Genomic DNA, 4,113 nt, shown 5'->3' on the forward strand with positions numbered 1-4,113 from the left:
AATATCATTTACATCACCAGCAACCAAAAAAGTTACAATTTACTATACATGATCTAAATATTTACCTGGAAGAACATAAAGCGAATGCCACCCGGCCTCATATCCATAGTTTTTACCAGATCATATGGTTTAAGTCTGGCAGTGGTAAGCATTTTGTGGATTTCAGAGCATACGACGTGTTTGAAAATGCGATATTCTTTATTGCAAAAAACCAGGTACATTACTTTGATAACAATTCAAATTACCAGGGTGTGCTCATTCATTTCAACGAGTCGTTTATTGCTTCTCCCAACAACGAAATGGATTTCTTTTTAAAATGCAGCCTGTTCAACAATCCCTATCAGCAACCATCCTGCTGCATAGGAAGCGGTATCCATCAAATCCTTAATGAGTATTTACAACAAATAAAAACAGAACTGCCCAATGTTGAAGCGTTTGGGCAAACAGAAATGCTGAAGGCATATTTAAAGAACTTTTTAATACAGGTACAACGTCAGAAAAATGAGTTTGAGAAAGTACAGGGCAAGGTGCCCTTTATGGTAGATGAAAAACGGCTGCAGTTGGTACGGTTCTCAAACTTAATAGAGGAAAATTACACAAAAGGCTGGGCGGTAGCCGACTTCGCCAGGCTCCTGCACATATCTGCCAGAACCCTGTCCGATCTAACCAATCATATTTTAAACAAAACACCCTCACAAATGATTCACGAGCGGATCATACTCGAAGCACAGCGGTTGCTGCTGCATTCCCATTTAAATGTAAACCAGATTGCCTACCGGTTAGGGTTTGAAGATCCTTCCTATTTCGTAAAATACTTCAGGAAATATACGGCTACTTCCCCTACTGCGTTCAGAAAAGCGGTTGCCTGAATTTCCCCCGGCAGCAGGCATTCAAATACCTTTGCTTAAAATTACCATTTGTTCTCCCATTTGTCTATTTCCCATGCAGGGCAAATACAGAACTTCGACATCGGGGATATTGATGGCAGGCAGGAACAATTTGTATATTTACCGATACCTGTATATAGATTGACTACCTTATGGAAAATATGAATGATTCAAAAGGACGGCGGATTAAAGAAGTGGCTTTCTCTACGTTTAAACTCGGCTGTATTGGTTTTGGCGGCATTGCCGGAATGGTGGCCACGATTGAAAATGAGATGGTGGTTAAACGTAAATGGATAGATCACCAGCATTTTATGGATGTGCTCAGCACTTCTTACATTATTCCGGGGCCCAATGCAGTGGAAATTATTATGCATTGCGGCAAGGAGCGCGCAGGGCGCCTGGGACTGGTAGTTGCCGGCGTATGTTATATTTTCCCGGCAATGGTGATCTGCCTCTTGTTTGGTTACTTTTACCAGCGATACAGTGCGCTCCCGGATGTACAGGGATTTATTTTCGGCTTGCGCCCGGCTACTACAGCACTGGTAGTAGCTACCTTTATCCGGTTGTCGGGGAAAACGCTCAAAGGCAATGCAACGTTGATCATTCTTTGCCTGGCAGTGTTTGCCGGCTCACTGTACGGGCTAAACGAAGTATTGCTGATACTTGGTGCAGGCGCACTTAATTACATTGTAACGCGCATGAGGAACAAAGCAGTGTTATGGAGCGGGTTTCTTTTTGCCCCCGCGTTGCAGGAAGGAGCCAGTGCATTTTCCAGCCTGAAATTATTTTCTATTTTCCTGAAGATCGGCGCAGTATTATATGGCAGTGGTTATGTGTTGTTTGCATATATGGATGAATCGCTGGTGAGAAGAAATCACTGGCTGAGCAGGCAGCAATTAATGGATGCCATTGCCGTAGGACAGATCACACCCGGCCCTATCCTATCCAGCGCTACGTTTGCCGGCTTCCTGATCAATGGTGTCCCCGGCGGTGTGCTTGCCACCGTGGGCATTTTCCTCCCATCGTTTTTTATTTCCTTTTTCCTGCATAGAATTTTATCATCCGCCCGTAAGAGTGATCATTTACGTATATTCCTGGATGGTTTAAGCGCTGCCTCTGTATCTGTAATTGCCGTTGTTGGCCTGCACCTGGTCATGTCTGCCGTGGCCAACTGGCGCAGTGTAGTAATACTGGTTATTTGCCTGGCGCTTGCATTGATATGGAAAAAATTGAGCACCGTTTATATCATACTGCTGGGCAGCATTGGCGGCTACCTGCTGTTACAGCTGTAGATGGTACCGGCGGCATTTGTTTTCATCAACATTTATCATTATAGTGGCCATAACAACTCTTCCATTATGAATTATGATCAATACAAACGGCTGTTTGACGAAATACTGGATAACCCACCGCGCAACAGCATTTCACCAATGCAAGGTCATTGCCTGCCGGTTCGATGCCGGGCATCCAATAAACGGATCACCCTGAAAACTCATCCAACATATCAAATGTGGGAACAAAAAATAAAGTGCCGGTTTTGGGAGTACTGAAATCCAATATCCGGTCATAATTCCCTTCCGGCACGCCCACAAACATATTGGTCAGCATTTTCACAACAGTACTGAAAGTGCTGGCATAAGCAATAAAGTAAGTTCCCATCTCATTGGTGGCCATATTACCAAAAGGCATGTTATCACGAACGATCTTCAGATCATCACCTACATTGGCAAGGGCGGAATGCGCATTAGAAGGTTTCACTTCATCACTCATTTCAATATCATCTTTTTTTGATCTTCCGAAAACTTTCTCCTGCTCCTCTACCGTCAGCGATTTCCATGCTGTAAGATCGTGGAGATATTTTTGTACAAACAGGTAGCTGCCTCCTTTGTAGGCAGGGTCTTCGTCTCCTATCATCCCGAAATACTGCCTGTCGGGCCCATGTGGGTTTTCCGTGCCATCTACAAATCCTAAAATGCTGCGGCTATCCCAATATTTAAAACCATGTACTTCTTCTATGCAGGTGGCGGCGCCGGACAACGCATCTGTGACAACTGCCGCCACATCAATACAATAACTGTTTTCATCTCCCCTGATATGGAAATGCAGGTCGCCTTCAGTGGCTATAGCCGTGTGCCTGGCGCCAACAACCGGCTTAAAATCCGCCAATTCCTTTGGCAATGGTGCAGGCAGCCCAAGCTTATGCCAGGCGCGATAGCTGATCCCCATTACCACACTTGCCTTTGATTCAGGGAAACGGACGTTTGCGGAATTATTGAGATTGCTCATCAGGGCGCATACTTTTTTGAATGCTCCTTTTGCATTCGCATCACCGGTAAAATTCCATACCATGAAAATGGTATGTTTATTTGGATAGTCTAATACGTTCTGTGAATTGATGTTTGCAGGCGCCATAGCTTCGTTCTTTACCTGCCAAAATAGAATATTTTTATATTTTCCAGGATTATTTCCGCATAAAGCTGCTGGTATTATGGCACAAAAAAAAAGACCCGCGTGGTGCGCAGGTCTTCTTTTTGCGTGATTTTAATGCTACTGAGCAGGAGCAAGAATGGAAGCCAGCTTTTGCTGCAACTCTTCTCCACGCAGGTTTTTGGCAATGATCTTCCCTTTCGGATCTATCAGGAAATTCTGGGGAATGGCTTTTACATCATACATCCTGGCCACTTCACTATCCCAGTATTTAAGGTCAGATACCTGCGGCCACTCCAGCCCATCGGCCCTGATAGCTTTTATCCATGCATCCTTCTGCCCTTCCCTGTCTAATGACACGCCTAACAAGGTGAAATTTTTGTCTTTAAACCGGCTATATGCTTCTTTGTAGTTGGGATTCTCCGCCCGGCATGGGCCACACCAGCTGGCCCAGAAATCCAATAGCACATATTTCCCCCTGAAATCGGTCAGCTTTACCGGGGTTCCGTTTACATCGCTGAGCGTAAATGTTGGAGCAATGGAGCCAACTATCACCGTTTTGGCGGCGGCAATGCGGGCGCCCAGCTCTTTTCCATCCACAGAGTTCCTCAGGCGGGCAGAAAGGCTTTTATACAGGGGCTCTATAACCGGGACATTGATATCTGACCCGGCCAGCCAATCCATCGCCATAAGACTCACATAAGCATCGGAATGCCCTTTAACCCATTCTTCCTGAAGCTTTCTTAATTGCTTCATATAGTTGTTCATATTTTTTGAATATTGTTGCTGGGCAGCTTCA

General features: G+C 44.9%; 4 protein-coding genes. 2 read left to right on the forward strand and 2 right to left on the reverse strand.

Annotated elements, in window-relative coordinates; translation table 11 throughout:
* Together VN105_RS20690 and chrA are read left to right on the forward strand one after the other, a co-directional pair.
* The coding region (locus VN105_RS20690; protein ID WP_325643753.1) for an AraC family transcriptional regulator at positions 1-869 on the forward strand (869 nt) is incomplete at its 5' end.
* Positions 870-1,048: 179 nt separating this feature from the next.
* Positions 1,049-2,179 carry a chromate efflux transporter gene (gene chrA, locus VN105_RS20695; RefSeq protein ID WP_325643755.1) on the forward strand — a complete coding sequence of 377 codons (1,131 nt, stop codon included), beginning with the start codon at positions 1,049-1,051 and terminating at the stop codon, positions 2,177-2,179.
* Between the two features lie 187 nt (positions 2,180-2,366).
* Here the strand turns inward: chrA and VN105_RS20700 are convergent, their stop codons facing one another.
* Both VN105_RS20700 and VN105_RS20705 read right to left on the reverse strand, forming a co-directional pair.
* Positions 2,367-3,299, reverse strand: coding sequence for a Dyp-type peroxidase (locus tag VN105_RS20700; RefSeq protein WP_325643757.1), 933 nt, complete (start codon positions 3,297-3,299; stop codon positions 2,367-2,369).
* 135 nt (positions 3,300-3,434) lie between these two features.
* Positions 3,435-4,113: TlpA disulfide reductase family protein (locus VN105_RS20705; RefSeq protein WP_325643759.1), on the reverse strand; the 679-nt coding region annotated here is incomplete at its 5' end.

The sequence above is a fragment of the Chitinophaga sp. genome, assembly GCF_035564935.1.
Taxonomy (GTDB): Bacteria; Bacteroidota; Bacteroidia; order Chitinophagales; family Chitinophagaceae; genus Chitinophaga.